The sequence below is a fragment of the Marivirga lumbricoides genome (genome assembly GCF_014636295.1).
Classification (GTDB): Bacteria; Bacteroidota; Bacteroidia; order Cytophagales; family Cyclobacteriaceae; genus Marivirga; species Marivirga lumbricoides.
On sequence record NZ_BMEC01000005.1, the window covers coordinates 357,582 to 380,139 of the forward strand.

At 37.7% G+C, this 22,558-nt stretch carries 24 protein-coding genes; 10 read left to right on the forward strand and 14 right to left on the reverse strand.

Annotated elements, in window-relative coordinates; genetic code table 11:
- Positions 1–440 precede the first annotated feature (440 nt).
- The 10 genes from IEV85_RS10045 (at position 441) to IEV85_RS10090 (ending at position 10,100) form a co-directional block, all read left to right on the forward strand.
- Positions 441–1,868 carry a hypothetical protein gene (locus IEV85_RS10045; protein WP_188462861.1) on the forward strand — a complete coding sequence of 476 codons (1,428 nt, stop codon included), beginning with the start codon at positions 441–443 and terminating at the stop codon, positions 1,866–1,868.
- A gap of 11 nt (positions 1,869–1,879) precedes the next feature.
- Positions 1,880–3,532 carry a BCCT family transporter gene (locus tag IEV85_RS10050; protein ID WP_188462863.1) on the forward strand — a complete coding sequence of 551 codons (1,653 nt, stop codon included), beginning with the start codon at positions 1,880–1,882 and terminating at the stop codon, positions 3,530–3,532.
- A 2-nt stretch (positions 3,533–3,534) separates the two neighbouring features.
- Positions 3,535–4,449, forward strand: coding sequence for a universal stress protein (locus IEV85_RS10055; RefSeq protein WP_188462865.1), 915 nt, complete (start codon positions 3,535–3,537; stop codon positions 4,447–4,449).
- Between the two features lie 213 nt (positions 4,450–4,662).
- On the forward strand, positions 4,663–5,274 hold the full coding sequence (locus IEV85_RS10060) for a MarC family protein (RefSeq protein ID WP_188462867.1): 612 nt from the start codon (positions 4,663–4,665) through the stop codon (positions 5,272–5,274).
- A 61-nt stretch (positions 5,275–5,335) separates the two neighbouring features.
- Positions 5,336–5,908, forward strand: coding sequence for a hypothetical protein (locus IEV85_RS10065; protein WP_188462869.1), 573 nt, complete (start codon positions 5,336–5,338; stop codon positions 5,906–5,908).
- Positions 5,909–6,152: 244 nt separating this feature from the next.
- Positions 6,153–6,815, forward strand: a complete 663-nt coding sequence (locus tag IEV85_RS10070; RefSeq protein ID WP_188462871.1) for a metallophosphoesterase — start codon at positions 6,153–6,155, stop codon at positions 6,813–6,815.
- A 236-nt stretch (positions 6,816–7,051) separates the two neighbouring features.
- Positions 7,052–8,212 carry a PD-(D/E)XK nuclease family protein gene (locus IEV85_RS10075; protein WP_188462873.1) on the forward strand — a complete coding sequence of 387 codons (1,161 nt, stop codon included), beginning with the start codon at positions 7,052–7,054 and terminating at the stop codon, positions 8,210–8,212.
- 103 nt (positions 8,213–8,315) lie between these two features.
- Positions 8,316–8,852, forward strand: a complete 537-nt coding sequence (locus IEV85_RS10080) for a hypothetical protein (protein WP_188462875.1) — start codon at positions 8,316–8,318, stop codon at positions 8,850–8,852.
- Positions 8,853–8,876: 24 nt separating this feature from the next.
- Complete coding sequence (locus tag IEV85_RS10085; RefSeq protein WP_188462877.1) at positions 8,877–9,614, forward strand: helix-turn-helix transcriptional regulator; 738 nt, start codon at positions 8,877–8,879, stop codon at positions 9,612–9,614.
- Between the two features lie 3 nt (positions 9,615–9,617).
- Positions 9,618–10,100: a protein-export chaperone SecB gene (locus IEV85_RS10090; protein WP_188462879.1), complete on the forward strand. Its 483-nt coding sequence runs from the start codon at positions 9,618–9,620 to the stop codon at positions 10,098–10,100.
- Between the two features lie 623 nt (positions 10,101–10,723).
- Here the strand turns inward: IEV85_RS10090 and IEV85_RS10095 are convergent.
- The 14 genes from IEV85_RS10095 to IEV85_RS10160 all read right to left on the reverse strand — a co-directional run.
- Entirely contained in the window at positions 10,724–11,620 is an 897-nt protein-coding gene (locus tag IEV85_RS10095; RefSeq protein WP_188462881.1) for a zinc-dependent peptidase, read from the reverse strand.
- A gap of 457 nt (positions 11,621–12,077) precedes the next feature.
- On the reverse strand, positions 12,078–12,923 hold the full coding sequence (locus tag IEV85_RS10100; RefSeq protein WP_188462884.1) for a hypothetical protein: 846 nt from the start codon (positions 12,921–12,923) through the stop codon (positions 12,078–12,080).
- Positions 12,920–13,717: a HipA family kinase gene (locus tag IEV85_RS10105; RefSeq protein WP_188462887.1), complete on the reverse strand. Its 798-nt coding sequence runs from the start codon at positions 13,715–13,717 to the stop codon at positions 12,920–12,922. Before IEV85_RS10105 ends, IEV85_RS10100 begins: the two co-directional genes overlap by 4 nt.
- 283 nt (positions 13,718–14,000) lie before the next feature.
- A complete protein-coding gene (locus IEV85_RS10110; protein WP_188462889.1) occupies positions 14,001–14,642 on the reverse strand; it encodes a DUF6266 family protein in 642 nt (213 codons plus the stop codon).
- 862 nt (positions 14,643–15,504) lie between these two features.
- Positions 15,505–17,157 (reverse strand): mercury(II) reductase, encoded by a 1,653-nt coding sequence (gene merA, locus IEV85_RS10115; RefSeq protein WP_188462891.1) that lies wholly within the window; start codon positions 17,155–17,157, stop codon positions 15,505–15,507.
- Between the two features lie 30 nt (positions 17,158–17,187).
- Entirely contained in the window at positions 17,188–17,799 is a 612-nt protein-coding gene (gene merB, locus IEV85_RS10120; RefSeq protein ID WP_016545527.1) for an organomercurial lyase, read from the reverse strand.
- A 19-nt stretch (positions 17,800–17,818) separates the two neighbouring features.
- Entirely contained in the window at positions 17,819–18,115 is a 297-nt protein-coding gene (locus IEV85_RS10125) for a hypothetical protein (RefSeq protein ID WP_002978236.1), read from the reverse strand.
- 1 nt (position 18,116) lies between these two features.
- Positions 18,117–18,464 carry a heavy-metal-associated domain-containing protein gene (locus IEV85_RS10130; protein WP_094998231.1) on the reverse strand — a complete coding sequence of 116 codons (348 nt, stop codon included), beginning with the start codon at positions 18,462–18,464 and terminating at the stop codon, positions 18,117–18,119.
- 47 nt (positions 18,465–18,511) lie between these two features.
- Positions 18,512–19,117, reverse strand: coding sequence for a mercuric transport protein MerTP (gene merTP, locus IEV85_RS10135; protein WP_188462893.1), 606 nt, complete (start codon positions 19,115–19,117; stop codon positions 18,512–18,514).
- On the reverse strand, positions 19,114–19,491 hold the full coding sequence (locus IEV85_RS10140; protein ID WP_027375684.1) for an ArsR/SmtB family transcription factor: 378 nt from the start codon (positions 19,489–19,491) through the stop codon (positions 19,114–19,116). Before IEV85_RS10140 ends, merTP begins: the two co-directional genes overlap by 4 nt.
- Before the next feature lie 1,051 nt (positions 19,492–20,542).
- On the reverse strand, positions 20,543–21,334 hold the full coding sequence (locus IEV85_RS10145; protein WP_188462895.1) for a cation efflux transmembrane domain-containing protein: 792 nt from the start codon (positions 21,332–21,334) through the stop codon (positions 20,543–20,545).
- Between the two features lie 75 nt (positions 21,335–21,409).
- On the reverse strand, positions 21,410–21,658 hold the full coding sequence (gene acpP / locus IEV85_RS10150) for an acyl carrier protein (protein ID WP_008610952.1): 249 nt from the start codon (positions 21,656–21,658) through the stop codon (positions 21,410–21,412).
- Positions 21,659–21,669: 11 nt separating this feature from the next.
- The gene (locus tag IEV85_RS10155) at positions 21,670–21,876 is read right to left on the reverse strand and encodes a hypothetical protein (protein ID WP_008610953.1); all 207 of its coding nucleotides are present in this window, start codon (positions 21,874–21,876) and stop codon (positions 21,670–21,672) included.
- Positions 21,877–21,912: 36 nt separating this feature from the next.
- Positions 21,913–22,558: FAD-dependent oxidoreductase (locus tag IEV85_RS10160; RefSeq protein WP_188462897.1), on the reverse strand; the 646-nt coding region annotated here is incomplete at its 5' end.

The following is a 22,558-nucleotide window of genomic DNA, read 5'->3' on the forward strand; positions in this document are numbered from 1 at the left end:
AAAACTATATCTATCACTAATTTTGATGATATAGGTCATTAATTGTTTAAACATTTATAAAGTGCAGTTGATTTGTTCATTATTTTTAACTAAAGCTCATACAACTTTGAATTAGAATATGTGAGCTAAAGGTGGATAGGTGGCTTTTGTGGATAATTTGTTTTGCTTTCAATAGTTATTTGAATTTACGAATTGTACCTTCGGAATGGAGTAAGATTTGAGCGTATTTTACAGCCAGTTTTACTTCACCTGGTTAAAAATAATTTAGGCGATGCTTGAAAGCCAGTTAATTTAATAAGTAGAGATAGTATTAAACATAGCCACTATTATAATTTCTTTAGTTGAGATAGGGAATTATAAAAGCGCCATAAACAATTCAGAAACCTAATAGGAGATAGATTTTCGGAGTGATGCAACGGTTTTTAATTGGTTAAGATGGTGTGGCTATTGTAGGCACCGAAGGTGATACATGGTGTGAAGCTACAAAAATAAAAGTGATACAAATGAAGGTGTTTTTTCTTCTAACAGTAACATTTCTAATCATTAGCATGCCCATAAGCGCGCAGGAAGATACGGTGCAAATAGAAGAAGAGAATGTAAAAAAGGTAGTTCTCCCATTTCTCAGGATTACAAGGGATCCGGATCTGAGTAATGCCAGAACAAAGAAAGAACTGGAATACACCAGCAATATTGAAGAATCGGATATTAATGAAGAGGATTACCTTAGAATAGGAGGAGCCTTACGTTTAAATTATATTTATACGTATTATGAAGGAGAGACCTTTCCTTTAGGTACCGCTTTAAGAAACGATTTTACCATTGACACATGGCGGCTCAATGTGGAAGGACAGAGTAAGGGTATTTTATTATCTTTTGAATACCGGTTCTATCCTACATTTAACACACACTTTATTCAACATGGCTGGTTAGGCTACAATTTTTCTGATAAAGACCAGCTCCAAATTGGAGTAACTCAGGTACCTTTCGGTAATCTGAAATATGCCTCTCATTCATGGTGGTTTCAAACGCCTTATTATGTAGGGCTGGAAGATGATTATGATATGGGGCTGAAGTGGCGTAGGCAAACATCAGATTGGGATTTTCACCTTGCTTATTTTCTGTTGTATGAGCCAAGAGGAACCTCTGAACCCTCTTTCGGTGCTTTATCGGCTGCACGATATTCATATGATGTGGTACCGGTAACTGGGGAAAGTAATCTGGAGCGTAATCAGTTCAACTTACGCGCTGTTCGGCACGTGGGCAATATTAATGCAGGAATTTCTTTGCAACGGACTGAAATCTTCAATTTGGAAACGGAAAATAAAGGAAATCAGTGGGCAGGGTCGGTCCATTTGGAAGGAACTTTTAATCACTGGAATTTAAATACAGAATACATTTACTATAACTACTCAAATGTGGAGAATGATCTTGGGGAAGATTTGAAGTTTGTACAGATGGGTGCTTATGGATTTGGCACTTACGATGTGGCAGCAGAAGCCTCCATGTATGTAGTAGGAGTTAGTTACTCCATTCCGGTTCAGTGGGGACCTCTTTCTAATATTACTATCTATAATGATTACACTTATACTCAAAAACATAGTAAATTGGAGATTAACGGGCGAAAGCTGGATTTTCAACAAACACAACAAAATGTACTGGGTGCGCTGATCACCGCAGGCAGTGTGTACACTTATGTAGATTTGGCCATGGGACAAAATCACCCCTGGCTCACGGATAATTTTGGTGGAGCTAATTTAGGAACTGGCACTCCGGTAAATTTTAATGAGCCGGTATCAGACTTGAATCCTCCGGATGCAAATCCCGATTGGAATGCGAGATTGAACATTAATATTGGATATTACTTTTAAACGATCAATTTATGAGCGGAAAAGATAAACAGGAGAATCCTACTCCCACAAAAGGTATTAAAACTACTAACAAATTGTTTGATATCCATGCTCCGGTATTTTGGCCGGCAGTTATTATTATAGTTTTATTTATAGCCACAACGCTTATCGTAGGCAAGCCTATGGAAGAGGTGTTTAGCAAAATGCAGAATGGAATATCCGACAATGCAGGCTGGTTTTTTGTTTTGATGGTCAACCTGTTTCTCTTTTTCACCCTTTTTCTTGCTTTTAGCCGCTATGGTAAAATCAGGTTGGGCGGAAAAAATGCAGAGCCTGAATTTAGTACAATGGCCTGGTTTGCTATGCTATTTAGTGCAGGAATGGGAATTGGTATCTTATTCTGGAGTGTAGCGGAACCTATTACTCATTTCCAGTCTCCTCCCATCAGTGGTGAAGCTGAAACACGGGAAGCAGCAATGGAAGCTATGAATTTCACCTACCTTCACTGGGGCTTGCATGCCTGGGGCATTTATGCCCTGGTAGGTATGGCACTGGCATTTTTTTCCTACAACCGCAAGCTGCCTCTCACCATTCGTTCTGTTTTTTACCCCATTTTAGGAAATAGGATTCACGGCTGGCCCGGTAATGTAATTGATGTATTGGCTGTGGTGGCTACACTCTTTGGTCTTGCTACTTCTTTAGGACTGGGAGTTAAGCAGGTGAGTGCCGGACTAAACTACCTATTTGGAATAACGGATTCTCCGGTTACCCAGGTAATTCTTATTGGAGCTATTACTATAATGGCTACAGCTTCTGTAGTTCTGGGAATTGATAAAGGCGTGAGAGTGCTTTCTGAGTGGAACATTCGTATTGCTGCAGTTTTTCTGTTATTCTTGATTATCCTGGGGCCAACACTCTTTATTTTCGATTCCTTTACACAAAACACAGGCCACTATCTTCAGAATATTCTTGCGCTGGGCTTTTGGACGGAATCATACCAGCAAAGCGATTGGCAAAATACATGGACCGTATTTTATTGGGCCTGGTGGATTAGCTGGTCTCCTTTTGTGGGGATGTTTATTGCCCGGGTTTCTAGAGGAAGAACTATAAGAGAGTTTGTGTTGGGTGTGCTGATAGTGCCCACTATACTTACCTTTTTATGGTTATCTGCTTTTGGTGGGTCGGCTATTCTATTAGAATTAACGGGTAGTGATGTGATTTCTAAAGCAGTTTCAGATAATGAAGCCACAGCGCTTTTTGTATTATTGGAACAATTTCCCTTCTCATTTTTAACTTCACTGGTAGGGGTATTACTCGTTACCAGCTTTTTTGTAACCTATTCCGATTCCGGATCGCTTGTAATTGATAGTATCACAGCAGGTGGTAAGCTTGATGCCCCTGTGGCACAACGCATTTTCTGGGCTTTTACTGAAGGAGGAGTGGCTGCAGTTTTGCTAATTGGGGGTGGATTAGGCGCTTTGCAGACAGCAGCCATTACTACAGGGCTGCCCTTTGCCTTTGTGCTGCTTGTGATGTGCTACAGCTTGTATCGTGGGTTGAAAATGGAAGTCTCGCAAGAAGAAGAACTGCAGAAAGAGAAAGATAAAAAAGGCTATGAAAAAGTGCTTGCTGAATTGGTAACACGCCACCAGAAAAAAAAGTCTGAAACTAACAAAAAGGAGTAGATATGGAAATTAGAAAACTATGTATTTTCCTCGATTTAACTGATATGGATGCTATGATGATCCGTTATGCTTCCTTTTTAGCAGATTTGCTAAAAGTGGAAACAACTTTTTTTGTACATGTTTTTGAATCCGGTGAATTGCCGGAAGAGGTATCTAAACTTTTTCCTGAGCTAAGTGAACCTATCGATCAGGTGATTCTTGAAGAACTCACCGAGCAGGTAAATAGTGAATTTTCGTGTAATACCTGCTCAAAAGAGGTTATCGTTCAGAAAGAAAATTCTATTCCTGCATTACTTGAATGGGCACAGCAAGAAGATGTAGACCTAATGGTGGTAGGCAAAAAGCCGGCAATTAAGGGGAGTGGTACTTTTGCACGAAAAATTGCAAAGCTGTCTTATACCTCAGTTTTATTATTGCCTGAAACAAGCCGTCCAAGTGTCGATAAAATTCTGGTGCCTATTGACTTTTCTCAATTTTCCCGGGTGGCTTACCGACAAGCCAAACATATTGCAGAACTGCGGCAGGCAGAGTTAGTCTGTCAGCATGTGTATAAACTCCCCAAACAGTATTTTCCTTTTGTGGCTGCCACAGATGAAAAATTAAAAGAGTCTACAGAAAAGCATGTGAGGAAAGAATTGGATAAGTTCCTGACCAAACTCAAGCTGAATGATGGCAAAGTTCGCTGCGAAGCACTGATTGATGAAAAAGGAGATGTGGCCGGTACTATCCACGATTATGCAGTAAGAAATACCATAGACCTCATCATAATAGGGCCAAAGGGTGGCTCTCACGGGGAGTATTTTTTGATGGGCAGCGTATGTGAAAAATTGATGAATTATAACAATAACATCAAAATGTTAATTGCCAAAAGCAAAAAAGAGCACGAGAGCCTGCTATCAGAGATTTTCGGTGCCTAGCAGGAGGTAAGCCACATAATGGAGCCCGCTTAAGCTATTCATTAGTTGCGTTGGCCTCCAAAGCTTGGCTGTCCATCCGGGAAAAGTCTCTTCTTTTACAAAGCATCTCCACTTAATTGCTGTGAGATCAAAAATATTTTTCTTCTTTTGTGAAAAATTAGAAACTCCTCTCCGGATTGGGAAGGAAAAACTTTAAACGTTTAGTCACATTCTATGATATCAGCAATTTTTAGTTTTTTGGTAATGTTAAATCCTTTTGCTCTTTTTCTTTATCTGAAGCCGGTAATGAAAGACCTGCCCGATGCAGACTTCAGAACTGTATTTTTAAAGGCTACTACCATTTCATTCTTTGTTTTTGTAGTATTCCTCATTTTTGGAGATGTGGTTTTTCAACAGGTTTTCCGAATCAATTTTGAGTCATTCCGGATTTTTGGAGGGATTGTGTTATTCTCCTTCGCCTATGTTTTTATAGTTCAGGGCAAAAAAGCCTTTATCCAAATTAAAGGCGACCTGAACGAGCTGGCCTCCGAAATTGCTTTGCCCTTTATGGTAGGTGCAGGAACTATTTCACTGACTGTTTTAATGGGAGATGAACTGAAAATTTGGAAAGGAATTGTTTCACTGGTTGTTATTATGCTGGTTAACTTTGTTTTTATTATGGGCATGAAGCAACTGAGGAAAAGCATGCGATCCAAAAGGATTCAAACTGCTTTTGATAAAAATATGGAACTGCTCTTAAGGATTAATGGCTTTTTTCTCGGTGCCATAGGTATTGATATGGTAGTGACTGGTATAAGTAACTTAATCAGGGCAGGGGAGTGGTGAAAAGGTTCAGCGTAGTGCTGAATTCATTATTTAATTAACAGCTTTAATAAACCATTAACTCATGAAGGCAGAAAATTATACGGTCATCTGGAAGCATTTTAATAAGGAGTCCGAAATAGGAAAACACCTGGAGGCTACTAAGGATTTTAGTCTGCCATATTTCTTAAGTGAAGCAGAAAAGGCAAAGTTTGAAAAGCAAGAACAAGTCAACTTAAACTCTTTTCACCTGGTAATGGGACTGTTGGTAGGCTATTTCGATAAACCGCCTGGCATTATTACAGATTTCGCCAAAGAAAAGGCGTTCACCATCATTCAAGAACAGCTACCTGGTTTTAAGTCAAAATCAGTTGAGCACCTTATCCTTGATTTATCTAACTTCCTACGCGATAGTTATGATCAAAAAGTGAGTCTGCAATCACTTATGGCAGGTACTGAATTACTACCCAAAAGTAGCGCAATAAAATATGATGCCTGCATCGATTTAATAAATTGCATTGATGATAATGCACTGGAGGACCGGATATCGGCTGTTCAGCAATTGAAAATTCTACTCAGTAAAATTGAGGTGAAGGATTTAAATTCTGAATTGGTTGATGATTACCAAAAGATGCTTGAAATCGCTAAGGAGTTCTGATAGATAGCATTATTTCATTAAAAGGATTATAATCAAATTTGTAGCAAAGTTACATAATCTCTCTTTTTACAACTACTTCCGAAAGTTTACGATATAATTAATAATACTCTATTCAAACTTTGCGCTAGCCGCGGCTAAGTTGATAGCTCCAGAAGAGGAAGATATATCTTAAAATCCTGAAGCCAAAGAGAATTTATCTAGTGGTAAGTCGTAATTTTTATCATCATCTAACAAATAATTTTTAATGGCAAGGTACGCAATCAGTGATATTCATGGGTGTTTCAATACGCTTCATGAACTACTCAACACAATCGGCTTCAATAAAAGTGATCAGATTTTTTTTCCCGGTGACTTTATCAACAGAGGAGGGCATAGTAAACAGGTGATTGATTTCTTAATGGATCTGGAGGAAAAAGGGTATGATATACATTTCTCGAAAGGCAACCATGAAGATATGTTATTTGATACTTCCGATGTTAAAGATTTCTCGGGAGGAGATGACTCCATGCACAATAGCTTTGGGATCAATCATTTTACTGAACTGCCTGAAAAATATAAAAAGTGGTTTTCAAACTTAGCTTATTTCCACACTTCTGGCAAATTCATATTAGTACATGCCGGCCTTGATTTTAGTGAAAAAGATATTCTGAAGAAAAATGAAAATATGCTGTGGATCAATGACTGGTATAATGACATTGACTATGAAAAATTAGGTGATCGCATCATTGTGCATGGGCACAATATCTTAACTAAATCTGAGATTATTGAAATGCGGGATAACCTTGATAAGAACCAGTTCTTAGGCATCGATAACGGATGCTATAAAGCGGGGGAGAAAGAGGAAGGTCACCTATGCTGCTTCAATTTGGAAAGCAGGGAGCTTCACTTTCAGGCTAATATAGAGTAAGGTGTTAGTTACTGCTTCCCAACAGGGTAAATTTAGCTTATTTAAACAGGATGGAGATACTCATTTGTTCCTAACCATCAGTTATCTAGAAGCTTAGTACTGCAAATTGGCTTGTTAGTCAATTTTGCAAATACTTCTTTACAATTTAAAAAGATAATGAAGCCTTGATCACTTAAATAGTTAATTTATTGATGATAGTTTGATATATTTAAGAAGTTATATTTTCACCAAAGCCTATGAGTACAGAGACTATCGCTGTTTTTCAATTGAAAAAATTTCTTGAATCGCATGAAATCCCATCAGTAAAACAACAGCCCAAAACCTTTTTAGAAATAGCCAGGCAGCCTCATTATGAAAATGTCATTTCTAATATTTATGCTTTCTATTTTGATCCGTATGAGGAGCATGGTTTAGGGCATTTGTTTATCACCTCTTTTATCGAATGTATAAAAGCGCAACTGCATCAAGAACAAGCATTTTTAGATAATTTTCAAGAGTTTATCATTGAAACTGAATATGGCACAGATGAAAAAGGACGTATTGATCTTTTCCTATACAATAATGAGAAAGCCATTATCATTGAAAATAAGATTTACCATCATTTAGCGAATAATCTGAATGATTATTGGAACACTGCTAAACCCAAAGAAAGGAAAGATAATATGGTAGGGGTTTTGTTAACGCTTGGTAAACATCAGGGCTCAATACTCCCTAATTTCGTGAATGTCCTTCACCTTGATTTCTTAAAAGCTGTAATGGGCAATATAGGTAACCACCTCATGGAGGCTTCCGACAAATATGTGACCTTTCTAAAAGACCTTTATCAAAACATTGAAAATATGAGTACAAAATTACTTTCCCCTGATGATTTTAAATTTTACCTCGAAAATCAAAACAAAATATTAGATGTAGTAAAATTTAATGAGCAGGCCAAAGACCACATTAAGACTCAAATTGTGGATGCCTGGAATAAGCAAGAAGGCTTAGAGGTAAGAAAAGCCACTCAAAGCACTTATCAGTTTTATAGCTACAGAGAAATCAAAAAAGATGGGGTGGATCAAATCTACTTCTGCACTTGGTTTGATAAGCTCTTTTTAGGTGAAAGGGAGGTTTGGATAAGTATTTATATCACTTCTGAATATTTTAAGAAGTTCTTTAACCACCAGGCTTTAAAAGGTATCATCGAGAAGTACGAAAAGCATGGGATTGCTATTAATACAGAACATAAAGAAAAAGGTGATTGGGATTATATTGCTGGTAAATCTTATTTTTTAAAAGATGATCAACTTATTAATCTTCAAACAACTGTGGAAGGTTTTATTAAAGGTGATGAATTTATTATGCTTTTTGATGAGTTGGATGAAAAGTTGAAGGAATTGAGTGCAAGTGAGTTATAATCGCTGATATTTATCTCTAAGGGTTGAAACCCTGAAAAGAAAAACATCAAGATTTATTGATAAAATTAACAAATATGTTACATTTGCAAATCTATAAGTTGACATGACTCGTATAATTGGTATAGCAAAGATAACGGAGAAGATTTATGCAGTACAGTATGAAAAGGAAGTCGAAGTGGAGGATGAAGATGAGGGGAATGATGCTACTGATATATTTTCTGAACTAATTGTCTTATGGAATGACCAAGAATACTTAAGAAATTTCTTTAACACATTTAAAAAGGATTATGAGAAATTTTATGGACACTTTCGATTAAAGGAGGTAGTGAGAGAAGCAAGAAATGAAGCTAAAGCGCTATTTCAACAGCTTAAAAATTGTAACGATACTGAACTTGAAGAATTGTTTAAACCTTTACACAATGAAGAAACATCAAGTCCCTTCTATGAATTGCAAAAATTAAAATCTTATGGACCAAATTACAAAAGCTATCTAAGAATATATGCAATAAAGTATGATGATGCTTTTGTAATTAGTGGTGGTGCAATAAAATTGACGGAAGTCATGAAAGGCAGACCACATTTAGAGGATGAATTATTTAAAATGGATTTAGCTATAAAATATTTAACGGAAATATTGTGAGACTAAAATCGAAAGACAAATACTATGAAAACTGCAAGCGAAAAATTAAACAAGTTAGCGAAATCTTCAAACTGGAAGGAAAAACTAAATTATCAAATTGAAAATGAAGCTTGGTTAGATAAATCCGCTGACATTGCATTCACTATTTTGGAATGCCTTGATGAAATGGGGAAAAGCCAAAGCTGGTTGGCAGAACAGTTAGGAATTACTCGCCAGCAAGTGAGCAAAATTGTGAAGGGTAGAGAAAATTTGACTTTGAAGACTATTTATAAAATAGAGCGAATTCTTAATGTTAGCTTACTTGAACACAAAGAGGCTGAAATGAAGGCTGATAATATAGAATATATTCAGGATACTTTTGATCAATTGTTTTCTGAGAAGATTAAGGAGCATAAAATTGAACAATTAACCACTTTGCTTTCGGTTCGATTTGGATCTGAAATAGATGAAGTAATGTATTCCAGAAACCTAAAAAAGAATACTCTTGCAAACGAAATTGAGATATCTCCTGCTTATATTACACAATTGCTAAAGGGAGATAGAGTATTTAGCTTTAACTTATTAGCTAAAATCGCTGTTGCATTGGATATTGATTTTGAAATTTCTTTAAAAAATAAATTTACATCAAACATTAATCCTCCTAAACCAGATGGTCATGGATTGTGGTTTTACAAACCATTTAAAGAAAAGAATAATCCTAAAAGTGATGATGAATATAATTATGCTGAATTTGAATCGGAAATACAATTGTCAGTAGCTTAAGATATGGAAGCAAAAAAATCGGAACTTGAATTAATTAATTTTTATTTATTGGAACATCAGTTTTTTACTGTCAATCCGGATAATAAGTCGGAGTTTTCAGGTGAAGAAATTGATGGTACATTTAATCAATACCCAATAGATATTAATTTTATTCATAAAGATATCGATGAACATACATTTCAGGCTCATGTTCAAATAATGATTAATCATAAAGAACAACAATTGGCCGGCTACTCTATTAAGATTGCAGGAGTAGGTGTTTTTAGACTGAATAATGAAATGATCAAACAGAATGAAACCACCTATAAGAACTTAAAGCATTTCTCTACAGTCAATATTGTAGTTAATAACTTAAGGAATGTAATCAGCATTCAATCAGCATTTTCTCCATGGGGCAGATACAACTTACCAGCTATAGATATTTCTGATCTGTTTAAACAAAAAATCAAAGAACAAGAAAATCAGAAAAAAGCTAAAGAAAAATAATGATGATTAAAATGTAAAGTTCTTTATTTAATTATCAAATATTATTCAAAATTATGATTGAAATATCATCATGACTTAAATTTACCCGCCTAATTTATACATATGGATGTTAATAAAATTCATGTGTAATTTATTTAAATCTGTAAAGTGCTTCAAATCAGCTGACTGGATAAATTACTACTACTTTCATGAGCCGATTAAGTCAACTAATGGACTCATGAAGTAGCCAAAACTTGTTGCTAAGTAATAGAAAAACTGATTTTAAAAATCATTTCCTAATACAAAACTTACTAAATATATTCGCCAACAGATCATCTGTGGTGATTTTTCAGGTAATCTCACCTAAGTTATGCAGAGGCTGTCGGATGTCTATAGCAAGAAAATCAAATGTATTATCACTTTAGTTAGGGTTGGTTCTCTAGATAAAATTCATGGCAATCAATGGTAAATAGAATTATTAGATGTTTTAACACTCAGTTAATATACAACGGTTAGCCCAGAGTTCGTCAGCGCGGAACGTTAGAGCAGATATACCAATATTGCTTTAGAACCTTTAGAAAAAATAGAGACAGAATACAGTCAATTTATTTCCTCGTATCTTAGTACGCAATACCTAGTGCTGATTAGTTATTTAAACAACAGTTTTTGAACTTCTCTCCGGAGCCGCAAATACAAGGATCGTTTCTGCCAATCTGATTGCGCTTTTTAAAAGGAGATGACATTCGTTTAGCCATACTTTGATTGAATGTCTTTTTTAAAAGTTTGTATATTTTAGGGTGATTCTTTTTAAGGAGCCTGGGCCTCTCAAAAAAGTACTCTGAAGTTACCGCGAGAAACTCTTGTTTGTTAGTGGTTGCATATCCATCAATACTACTTTTATTGGCCTCAATTTTTTCTATTTCCTTCTCCATCAGTTCAAACCAAGGTTTAGCAAATTCTGTTTTGTTAAGGCTGCCCACCTGACCATCAATAGTACCATCAGCCTTATCTAAGATATGTACAAACTCATGTATGCCAACATTCTTTTTACTTGAAACAATCTGGAATCCATTTCGCAAGCTCTTCCTGCTTAAAATCATCATGTTATCCATGCCATTGCCAGTTCCCACCATTCCGGCTATGGTTTTCTTTGGCGCTTTATCGTCAAATGATTTGTCGAAAACCTCAGGATACAGCAGTACTTCATTCAGATTAGGATATTGCCATTTTGGGAAGGCAAAAAGTGGTATTACAGCACTGCAAGCTACAAATAATCTGTCTAGCAGTTCTACTTTTATTTTCACTCCTGTGATACGCACATTCCTAAAGAAATGGAGTATCTTTTTTTCGAAGAGCGCTTTCTCTTTGCTGTTTAAATTTTGATAAAAATGAACATTTTCCTGAAGTAGCTTTCTCCACTCTTTGGGGAATTTTTTAGGAGTTTTAAAATGGATGGCCTTTTTACGGTTCAGATAAAATACACGCCAATAAATAACGAAGAGAATTAAGCCCAAACCTATGAGGGCAAAGATGTTTTGCATAAAAAAGTTTAACTGGTTCAGCCTGATTTTGTTGGGTCATTTTACATAATTCCAATAATTTCCGTTTTTGAAATCCCTGACCTAGGAGCTTGACATGTAAAGCTTATTATTTTTCTAGTGTAGATAATTTATTTTTAATGCCACATGGAGTTCAATAAATTTTATTCGTCCTCTGTTGGTATGTTAAGGACTCTAAAATTTATGCTCATTTCATGTATACTGAACCTAATATTGATTTAGCTTGCTTTGAAATGAGTAAATAATTTGATCGATAAGTTTTTCTTCCTTAAGATAGTAGAGATGATTTTATTTCCCGATACAGGAGTGATAAATAATTGATAATAAGTAACTTATAATACAACAGAGATGGAATTTGAATTGAATTTTGGCTCCCTATTTTTCAAGTAGAATAAAGAGGTGAAGTCTCGTTTTATTTCGCTACTCACTGCAATTAACGTTAATTTAATTCATTAACCGTTTCTTCAGAATATTTCTCTAAATCATCTTCGGTGATAATTCTTTTGGGGACGGTCTTATCAAAATTCAGTATATCCAGTGCATTTTCGTAATCGTTAAGCAATTCTTTATTTTGAGGTCTAGAAACTAAAAAATCGAAACGGAAAGAATTTTGCTTTGCATATTCCGCTAACTGGTATATATAGCCAAAATATAAGGATGCTTTGTTTTGAATCTCTTTAGGTTTATTTAAATCAAAACTTATAGGCTTAACATGGTTTAAAGTCCCATTCTTCCAAGCAATATCAAATGCTAAGGAGACCGTATCTGTTGTAATGGTTTTGTTTCGAATCAGCTTTTTTTCTATGTCCTTGTTTTGGGAAGTAATATTATTCAAATATTGAGTAATCAAAAATTTCTCATTGTGATGTACTTGAGTTTGCTTAAGGTGAGTGATTCCGGGCAGCAATAATTGACTATAAGCTGAAATTGTTTCCGCTATGGAGCTTAACCCTTCAGTCACTTTCACAGGAGTATCAAAAACTAATCCAGCTGCATCTATTGCTAGTATGTTTTCATGTACATATTTTTGGATGCTTTTCTCATCAGGTACTTTTGAGAAAGTTAATTTCTTTTCTTCAATTCTACCTTCAATTATGTCCAAATAATGATTAATCAACTTTGAATCAAAATCAGGAAAAATAGATTTTGGACGCTTCAAATCACCTTTCACCAGTTCGAAATGGGTGAACTCAGGAAAATAAAAAAGCACAGCTACATTGACAGCCTCACCAGCTACAATACTGCTTTTATACTTCAATATTTGATATGTGAATAGGTCGTTCATTGGATAAATCCTTTCAGATTATTTACAAAAATAGCTGAATTTCTTTTAACCACTGTAAAATAATCCATAATTAGTGCACTTTGGGTGTTAAATTCGTGCCCTTCCAGTTCTATTAAAACATCTTGAATCTCTTTTAAATTCAGTGTTCTTAGATATTCAGTAAAGCTATTGAACAACGATATTTTGTTGGTTTTTGATTCCTTTTTCAAATAGGGTAAACAAATATGATGGCTAGCAAATTTATCTTCCCAACTGTAATTCTTCATTTTATTAAGAGTATCCTCTTTAATATCCAAAGCATATTCATGGTCAATTAACCATGATTCTCCTTTTTTGAATAGTAGATTAGGTTTTTTTGTACCTCTATCTCCATTGCGGATAAAATTATCAAATGCATATAGTGTATCCAATTGCATACTTGATATTAAGTATTTTTTCTGAACTTCCTTGGAAAAGTTCACGGCATCTTCCAGATAGTAGCACCCAAACTTTAACCGCTCATCCGATTGCTCAAACTGAAATAATTCTTCTGCAGGTAGGGTGTTGATAAACTTATTCGGAAAATCAATCAATGCCATTTTAGGCACATTGAAATCAAAGTTTGGTGCCAAAAGATTCCCAACTACCTCTGCTGCAACACTATTTCTGTTTTCTATTTGGTCAGTGCTATATAATTTAACAACATAAGGCTGAAATCCTGATTCTGTCTTAACCATCACTACCCAAGGCTTGGTATGACCTGATTCTTGAGGAATTACTTTGATAAATGATATGGCTTTGTAAATTGGTATCAATAGGATCACTTTTGCCTTAAGTTAGCAAAAAGTTTCTTTTAGAAATTATTTTATAAGATTGAGAATGACACTTTCAAGGGTTTTTCTACTTTCCGATACAAAATATTTGAAACGCTTTTAACTTGCTGTAATTCAGTGTGTTGCTGAAATTATAGAAACGTATTAGCAACAAAAAACGCTTAGGAATGTCAAACTAAGGGATAATAAAGGAAAAATCGAGGGGTACGGACATAAAAAAACCGCTCCACAAAGGAAGCGGCTTTCAAGGAAAACACCAATTGCTTTACGCAACTGTTACAGAGCCTAAATAAACGCTGTTGGCGACTTTAGTTCCGTCTTCTGATACAAACCCTAAGAAGACTTCAACGTCTTCTCCTGAGTACTCAGAAGGCACTGGAATGGTTGCTGATCCGGCAGACCTTGCTGGTCCCGCAGTGGTGAACACTGCTTCCCCTCGGGTAGTATTCAAAAGGGCAATCAGAGCCTTGTCTGTTGCTTGAGCACTTCCGCTTCCTGAATTGTCTGTCCAGGTTGCTTCTACGTTTCCGGCACTTGGAGAAGTCGCTGCACCGTTGGCCGCACCTGTTAAGTTACCACGAGTAACCAATGCACTTGCATAGTCAATCATGTGGTTGGGATAAACACCGGTTACGGCATTATTGAGGTTGTACGACATGGCCGCATTGAATTGGGTCATACGGTTAGCATACAACTTGAAACCGACTCTCAGGAAGTCTGTCATTGGCTGTAAGAACCTCAATACAGTACCGAATTTCGAACGCTGGTCAACCTGACCTTCTGTTCTTGGGTTCGCTACACTGGAAGGTTTGATGCGCAGGTAATCGATGCCCTTCCAAGTTCCACCGATTACATTCCCTACTTGGCCTGATACGCCACCGAGAATACCTTGATTAATTTTTCCCATCTTTTTACGATTTTAAAGGAGTTAAACATTTGCTTGGACTTGACACGGACTTACCATGGATTTGCCCTTCATGTTCTAAGATACTTCAGTGGTTTTGAGTTGGTTGTATTTTGGGTGCTGTTGCGGTGGTGTGCATTATTTTGCTTTTGTTGATGTGTTTTATTTGTGGAATATGAGTTGTGCTTACTAGGATTATATTTATCCAAAAGAGAAAAGAAAAAAGGGAAAAAAAGAAAAGAGAAAGCTGTCTTGCAGGCGGGTGAGGCTCGGCTGTCAAGGTTTTTGGAAAAAATACTACCCGAAGGGTGGAGATTTTTTTCAAAACCCGTAGGGCTTGACCTTGACTGTCCGAAAGTGCGGTGGGCATGTGCGAACCCGCCTATCTTTGCTTTTCTCTTTTTAAAATTTTCCCTTAACGAGTAAAAAAAAGAGCCCCCTAAAAAGGAAGTTCTGAAAGGCATAACTCGAACCAAAAAACACGCAGCGTATAATCTGTGATGCCACAACGCTGAATGCCTGCATGAAACGGAAGACCTGAGGTGCGAACGCCCGCCAACAACCACCGGCTGCCGAAACGGACTCTGAATAATAACTTAAACATAATGCCCTCGCTCTACAGGACGGTGCGATTGCAGCAAGGGCTGTGGGAAAAAAATACTACCCGTAGGGTAGTATTTTTTTCCCTAACAGGCGAAGCGAACCCTTGCAGCTCTCGCATCCGCACGCCTGTACCTTTGCTTTATGTTTGAGTGATTATTGACTATTTATGGCTGTTAAATGCCAATACTTTGCACCAATAATATTCGACTTATAAGTCAATACATCAATAGGAATCAGAAAAAGAGAATTGAAGGATTTTAATTCAGCTTGCACAGCAACTTAATTTTGATACGTCTTTTCCGAAAGTTATTGCTGCTAATTTTATACCTTCTCCCAAAGTCAAATAAGGGTAGAAACTGTCTGCTAAGTCTTTCACCATTATTCCGTATTTGATTGCCATACTTAATTGTTGTATGAGTTCTCCACCTTCGGGTGCGACTACTCTTGCACCTATAAGTTTGTCAGTTTCCGAGTTACGAATGAGTTTGATGAAACCCCTTGTGTCGTTGGCTGCTATGGCTCTCGGTACGTCTTTCAATTCCAATTTTGACACTTCAAACGGAATGCCTTTTGATTCTGCCTGTGCTTCATCTAAACCTGCCCCTGCAATTTGTGGGTCAGTAAACACCACCCAAGGTAAAGAAGAATAATCGGCTTTATTATCTGTTCCTGAGAACGCATTTTCAACGGCAATTTTACCTTCAAAAGCGGCTGTATAAACAAATGCAGGGGTGTTGGTTACGTCACCTGCTGCGTAAATGTTAGGTAGATTGGTTTCCATTTTTTCATTCACAGCGATATGTCCGCTTTTGGTGAGTTCCAAACCAATGTTATCTAACCCTAATTGGCTTGTATTGGCTTTTGTGCCTGTGGCAATTACTACCTTACCTTTTTCTATAATTTGCGTAAATGAACCGTCAGGACATTTACAGTGAATGATGGTTTCATTCGCTTGTTTCTCGAATTTCACGGCTCTGAAATTAGGTAAGATTTCAATGCCTTCTTTTCGCATTTGGGTTTCCAATGCTTCACTGATGTCTGGGGTTTGTGTCCGTAGAACACGGTCGGTAAATTCAATGATTCGGACTTTAACGCCTAAACGATTGTACGCCATTGCAATTTCCAAACCTATGTAACCTGCTCCCATAATGGTCAAGCTTTCGGGTTTTTCTTCCAAGTCGAAAAGGGAAACGTTGGTCAAGTAGTCAATTTTGTCCAATCCTTCAATAGTCGGAATGTTGGTCGTAGCTCCCGCAGCAATTAAAAATTTGAAGGCTTTGTATTCCTTGCCATCAACCAAAATGGTTTTGTTGTCTTTGAATTTTGCCCAACCTTTTAGCATAGACAGGTTTTCAAAATCGCTTACCACATCCATATATTTTTTCTCTTGAAGTGTGGCTACTAATTTTTTCTTGTCTTTGATGATTTGAGCGAAATCAATATCAACTCCTTTTGGCTTGATGCCTTCAAAGTTGGAATGTGTAGCGTGATAAGCCGACTCGCCTGCACGAATAAGATTTTTAGAAGGCACACAACCCACGTTGACACAAGTACCGCCAAAGTCCAAACCACCGTTTACCATTAAGGTCGATAATCCTAAACTTTCGGCTTTGATTGCTGCCGAAAATGCAGCCGAACCGCCACCGATAATGATTAAATCAAATTGATTAATTCCGCTGTTTCCATTATCAGGGATTTCACTTTTTACACGATAGTTTTTTGTGCCGTTAATGGTATTGATGATTTCTTCTTTACTTGTTTTGGTAGGGTCAAAAGAACATTCACAAGTAGCTTTTGGGTAGCTCACATTGGCTTCTTTAACACCCTCATTTTGTGAAAGCATTTTTTTTATTCCTGTGGCACAATGGTCGCAGGTCATACCTGCAATTTCCAATTTTATTTTTTCTTCTTTCATCTTATTTTTTTAATTTATTTAGGACTATACTTAACAACATTTCATTCCTATGTTTTTAGGCTCAAAGAAATCCTCAAGCGTCAATATTTTTCCATCAGGATTATTTTTTAACCATTGTTTTGCTGTTCTTTCGCTTGCAAAAAATGAAACGTGATTACATAGCGACCCTTTAATATTGCAGGTGTCAACAGATTCTAACCAAGAAATAAATAAAGGATAAGGAGTTGTCCATAATAGCTGACCTCCGTTTATTTGTAATTCGATGGGAGAGTTATCAATCGGGTCAGTTGAATGAACATTGGCTTCTACACCTAACCATTCAGCAAACAGAATGGCATCTACTACACACCATGTGTATAACATCTTACCATTTACAATAAAGCGATGTTTGGTAGGAACTGTAGATAGACCAGAAAATGCAATAATATTTCCTTGTACATCGGTTTCGCCCAGTTTATTCAAAATAGCGTCCGCTTTATCTTTGGACACTTTTATTAGTTTATAAAATCTGTTTTTAGATATAGAACTGCCTAGCATCAATTCTTGAAATATTCGTAAAATAAAATCGCTATTCTTTATCTTAAATTCAGAAAAAAGAATGTCGTTTAATTGACCGTCAATATATTTTCGTTGATTTTTCATAAGTTTTCTATTTGGGGTTTTACTGCAAACATGCTTTACTTCCTATAATATCGCCATCTGATGCACTCCAGATATAAGAAAGACCATCTCCTGTTGCTGTAGCTGTTACTTTTGTGGTTGCCCCAATTGCAATGGTGCTTTGTTCCGCACTCAAATCTGTGTAAGAAATGGTCGAAGTACCTGTTGGGGTGGAAGAATTAGTACCGGGAGTTGAAGAATTTGTTGGTTTTACTTCCGGTTCCTGTACTTCTTTATTACAACTAGCTACTATCATCCCGATAGTAACAATGCCTAAAATTAATTTTACAGTTTTCATATTATTTAGAATTTTCTTTAATGATTTCGGCTTTATAACCTGTTTTTTCAATTACTTTTATGATAGCTTCAGGATTTGTTTTGCTTGGGTCGTACTGGATAGTTGCCAAATCGCCCGGATATTCCACTTTGTGTTCTATAATGCCGTCCACTTCTTTGAGGGCATTTGAAATGTGGTTGGAACAACCTGCACAAGTCATTCCCGTGATTTTCAGTTGCAGGGTCTTACCTTCTTGCTGTGTTGTATTTGCTGTTTGTGCTTTATTGTCAGTCGGTTTGCAACATTGTGCATTGAGCTGAGCAATTCCAATTAGGAACAAAGCACTCAATAGAATTAAATTCTTTTTCATTGTGTAATTATTTAATTAAGTTCTTAAATACAAAAGGCAAAAAAATACTATTTCTTGCCAACCACTTTATAACCTGTACCGTTGATGGCTTCTTCAATTTGAGCAAGACTCACTTTGGTTTGGTCAAATTCTACTTTGGCAGTCGCTTCTTCATAAATTGCATCTACCTTAACAATGCCTGGTAATTTGTTCACGTCATTTTCTACGTGCGAAGCACAACCATTGCAAGTCATTCCTTTTACATCAAAAGTTACTGTTTGGATGTCAGAGGCATTAACGATTATAACTTCCTTGTTGTCGTTTGAAGGATAGAAAATGTGTGCGTATTTTGGAAATGCAAGCATCAAGGCTGCAAACACGGTTACAATTCCCAAAAATGTTTTGGTCTGCATAAAAGATTTCTTTTCGTCTTCTTCGCAATCACATTGGATTTCTTCTGCTGATCGGGGTTTGAGTTTCTGATACCAAGCAAAGCCCAATACCAAAACGGTGATACCGATAAGATAAGGTCTTGCTGGTTCCATCCACGAAAATGTAGATGCCACTCCTGACGCTCCTGAAATAAGAGCCAATACAGGCGTAATGCAGCAAAGCGATGCTGCTACGGCCGAAAGCACTCCCGCTCCGACAAGTCTGTTGTTTTTCTTGTTCATACTGTTTCCTTTTTTGAATTGTTAATGATGTGTTTAAAAAATGGTCGAAGTAAAGTCAGTTGCTCTTGTTTCAAAGAGTAGAAAATGGTTTGTCCTTCTCTTCTTCCTTCAATGACGTTTCCGTCTTTGAGTTTTCTGAGGTGTTGCGAAACGGCAGGGATGCTCATTCCGAGAATGTCTGAAAGGTCGCAGGGACATAGTTCGTTTTCTTCTTCTAAGAGAAATAAGATTTTCAACCTTACTTCGTTTCCCGCCAATGCTAAAAGTCCACTCAGTTGGCTGAATGCCTTGTCATTGGTTTGAAGTATTTCTCTACAATTGTCTATTTGAACCTTGTCGGCAAACACTCTGATACACGATTGATTGTTTTCCATAATCTTCCTGTTTGGGATTTAATAACGCAGCAAAGATACAAATAGTTTTCTTATTTAAGCAAATGCTTAATAATTACTCTATGAGCCTTTGCTTTTCTCGGGAGAGGTGGAAACGCAGGTAAACCAAGGCGAAGCCATTTCTGCGAGCCGCCTGCGAGCGGAGCAAGGGTGGTGGCTGCAAAAGCCCGAAGAATGAGGGCGGCAGACGCCTACCGTTTACGGCAGGGCTGGCGTGATTTTTTGCATCAGGGTCGGCAAAGGCAAGGGTAGCGATTGAACGAAACGAAACGATTGTTGGGAAGGAATGGAGCAATAACTGACTGCAATAGCATGGGGAGTATTTGTAGATTTCAATTGCCATACAAATACATTGAAGGAGAATTGCAGGCAGATTGCGGAATGACTTTGCGTTAGCTCGTGTAGTGTAGTGAATGAGCTACTCTTGTGTGCGGTGCTGAAAGTGGCTGAATGAAAGGAATGAGGAACGAGTGACTGAAATGAAGCGACTGGAGGCACATGGCAGAAAGCAAAAAGCATGACAGCCCGATCAGCCCGCAGCGACCCGCAGGCGAGCAAAAACAATAAGCAGCGGCAGACCCCCAATAAAAAATATTGTGAGAGTAGCGAACACCTTAGAAGGGGTTTGGGGGGATGAAATAGCTGCGAGTGAGGATGGAGAGAGTGTGTGAAGCAAAACAAGTGAACGGCAGTGAGTGAGCACCTACTGGAGCGCAAACGAACTGGTAAGTGAACGGTATATGCAAGGGCGACCACCGATAAAAATCGGCATAAACTCCGGGAGTGCATTTTACCCTTGGAGATATGTTTTTGCGGAACAAAACGGAACGACTGACGAACACCGCTTTACCTGCGTTGGGGTGTGCGTTGGGAAAAGCAAGTGTGGCACGGTATGGAATGCAGCGTAGCGGAATGGAATAACGGGCTACTCTTGCTGTGCGGTGCAGGAAGTGGGTGAATGAAGAGAGGGAGGTACGAACGAACGGAATGAACCTATTGGAGGCACATGGGTGAGAGGTGGGATTAGAATCAATCATTTTGCCAATTTCAGTATTCGAAAAGCACCACGCATAACAAAGGAGAAAACAACACCACCAACAACCAGATCCGGCCATTTACTTTTTAGAAAATAAACCAGAATCCCAGCTAGTATTACCCCTCCATTCACTATAATATCATTAGATGTAAATATCGCGCTGGCCTGCATGTGCGCTTCATCGCTTTTGGCTTTATTGATCAACCATAGGGAAACCAAGTTGCCGATAAGGGCCAGAATTGCTATAACTATCATCCATTGAAACAGCGGTGTTTCGCTTTCGCTGAAAAACCTTCGCAAGACCTCTGCAAACCCAAGTGTTGCCAATGCCATCTGAAAGTATCCGCTGAATTTTGCCACCTTCTTTTTTCTTGAAATGGCACCACCTACTGCGAATAGGCTCAACGCATATACGATGGAATCTGCCAGCATATCCAAGGAATCCGCCACAAGTCCCATAGAAGAGGAAATCCAACCTGTGGTCATTTCGATAACGAAAAATCCAAAGTTGATGCCCAAGACCCACCAAAGGATTCTTTTTTGTTTGGATTGGTCTTCCATTACGGGTGTTTCGGCTTCTGTGGTTCCCTCAAAGGAATCCCCAAGTTTTAAGCTGGCTATAGACGTTTGTATTGCTTTAACACCGTCCACGTGATATATTTCTAATTTTCTATTGGGAATATCAAAATCCAAGTGTTTTACTTGAGCATAAGACTCCAACTTCATTCGAATCATCTGCTCTTCTGAAGGGCAGTCCATTTTAGTTATTATAAAAGTGCTTTTTTTCATTATTATTTGTTACTAGATAATTTTATTTAATGATTCTTTTTGCTTTATTGGAAGCGCTAATTTTTTAATTTTTTGTTACGAATCCGTATTTTTAATCATATCCCTAATGTATGTCTCGGCTTGGCCAATGGTGTTTAATTTTTCTGCCTCATTATCTGGAATGGCTATATTGAACTCGTTTTCAAACTCTAGCATCAATTCGACCATATCCAACATATCCGCACCAAGGTCTTTCGTAAAATTCGCTTCCGGTCTTATTTGATTCGGATGTATTCCAAATTTATTGACCAAGAGCTTGTTGAATCTTATTTTAAATTCGTCCATCTGTACTTCATTTATTTATGCGATTCTATATATCTTTCCAAGAGTGACTTCAGGCTATCTAAATAGTCCACGAACGAGTTAACGGAAATCTCGGGTGTTTCGCAATCAGGGATTGTAATAGGGTTTTCATCAAGATATTGGTATAGTTCGGGGTATTCCTGCTCAATTCTCAATGTCAATTCGTTAATTTCCTTGGTCAATCGCTGAAGCTTCTTCATCTCTTTTATTCTTTATTGTGCCGGTTATTGTAAATATTAAATATGCAATGCCCTGTCTTCTGTAGCGGCCAGACAAGCTTCCTTAAAGGTCTCGGAAAATGTGGGGTGCCCGTGTGACATTCTTGCAATGTCTTCGGCAGCTGCCCGAAATTCCATCGCTACCACCGCTTCGGTGTAGCTGTCTGCAATGCGAGGGCCTATCATATGCACGCCCAATATCTCATCGGTCTGCTTATCTGCGATTACCTTGATAAAACCATCCGTATCCATACTTATCTTCGCCCGTGCGTTTGCCTTATAGGGAAAAGAGCCTGTTTTTATACTTTTATTGGCCTTCTTCAGTTCTTCTTCCGTCAAGCCTACTCCGGCCACCTCAGGCTGGGTGTACACGATATTTGGGATGAGCGAGTAATTGACATGGGGCTTTTGGCCAACAATCCGTTCGGCTACGAAAACGCCCTCTTCACTGGCTTTATGGGCAAGCATTGCCCCTCGGATTACATCCCCTATGGCATACACACCCTTGATGTTGGTTTCGAGGTTCTCATCTACCGCTATCTGTCCTTTCTCATTGGTTTTCACGCCAATGTTTTCAAGGCCTAAGTTGGTAGTGTACGGTTTCCGGCCAATGGCCATAAGGCAATAGTCGCCTTCTAACAATATTTCTTCTTTATCGGAAAGG